Origin of the sequence: Pseudomonas sp., from assembly GCF_050739655.1 — a bacterium.
Lineage (GTDB): Bacteria > Pseudomonadota > Gammaproteobacteria > Pseudomonadales > Pseudomonadaceae > Aquipseudomonas.
Window position 1 is genome coordinate 1 of record NZ_JBOIBY010000259.1, and the last position, 1227, is coordinate 1227.

A 1227-nucleotide genomic window follows, 5' to 3' on the forward strand; every position below is an offset into this window, starting at 1 on the left:
CGTTACGGATGTCGACCAGGGTCTTCAGTACCGCGACGATGTCTTCCTTGCACAGCACGCCCGAACCTTCGATCTCGGTACGACCGATACGACGGTTGAACTTCATCCGGCCGACCGCAGACAGGTCGTAGCGCTCAGGGCTGAAGAACAGGTTGTTGAACAGGGTCTCGGCAGCGTCTTTGGTTGGCGGCTCGCCAGGACGCATCATGCGATAGATCTCTACCAGCGCTTCCAATTGGTTGCTGGTGGAGTCGATCTTCAGGGTGTCGGAGACGAACGGACCGCAGTCGATATCGTTGGTGTACAGAGTTTCGATGCGAACAACCTGAGCCTTGGCGATTTTGGCCAGGATCTCGGTGTTCAGCTCGGTGTTGCACTCTGCCAGGATTTCGCCGGTTGCCGGATGCACGATGACCTTGGCGGTCGTGCGACCCAGGACGTAGTCCAGAGGCACATCCAGCTCTTTGATCCCGGCTTTTTCCAGCTGGTTGATGTGGCGAGCGGTGATACGACGACCCTGCTCGACAATAACCTTGCCTTTGTCATCCTGAATATCGAGGACAGCGATTTCACCACGCAGGCGCTGAGGCACCAGCTCCAGGCTCAGGGTCTCGCCCTTCACGTGGAATACGTTGGTGGTATAGAACGCGTCCAGCACTTCTTCAGTGGTATAGCCCAGCGCGCGCAGCAGTACCGAGGCAGGCAGCTTGCGACGACGGTCGATACGCACGAATACGCAGTCTTTCGGGTCGAACTCGAAGTCCAGCCACGAACCGCGGTAAGGAATGATGCGCGCGGAGTACAGCAGTTTACCGGAGCTGTGCGTCTTGCCACGGTCGTGGTCGAAGAACACGCCCGGGGAACGGTGCAGCTGGGAAACGATTACACGCTCGGTACCGTTGATTACGAAGGTACCGTTTTCAGTCATCAGGGGGATTTCACCCATGTAGACTTCTTGCTCTTTGATGTCCTTGATCGCTTTGTTCGACGACTCTTTGTCGAAAATGATCAGGCGCACTTTTACCCGCAAAGGTACGGCGTAAGTTACACCGCGCAATACGCATTCTTTGACATCAAATGCCGGTTCGCCCAGACGATATCCGACGTACTCCAGCGCAGCATTGCCGGAGTAGCTGATGATCGGGAAAACGGATTTGAAGGCCGCATGCAGGCCCACGTCGCGGAACTGATCTTTAGTCGCTCCCGCTTGCAAGAATTCACGATACG

General features: G+C 56.2%; 1 pseudogene. It reads right to left on the reverse strand.

Annotated elements, in window-relative coordinates:
• Window positions 1-1227: pseudogene (rpoB, locus tag ACRESJ_RS12780) on the reverse strand (DNA-directed RNA polymerase subunit beta); the annotation flags it as partial.